At 69.3% G+C, this 231-nt stretch carries 1 pseudogene; it reads right to left on the minus strand.

Annotated elements, in window-relative coordinates:
- Positions 1–231 (minus strand): annotated as a pseudogene (locus AC0CH3_RS18055) (ribonuclease R); the annotation flags it as partial.

The following is a 231-nucleotide window of genomic DNA, read 5'->3' on the forward strand; positions in this document are numbered from 1 at the left end:
CGACGCTCGCCTTCCAGCCGCCGGCATTGGCCGGATCCTCGTCCGCCTGCGCCCAGACCGCATCGTCAGGATCGCGCGCATCCTCGGGGTCGATCGCGACGATCGGCAGGGGGCGCAGATCCTCGCGGTCGTCGCCGAGCGGGAGCTGCGCGACGCGCTTCGCCTCGTCGATCGCCTCGTCCGCAAAGACGTCGGGGATACCATGCTTGTGGATCGCAATCAGCGAGAAGC

It is taken from the genome of Sphingomonas sp. AC449 (genome assembly GCF_979253475.1).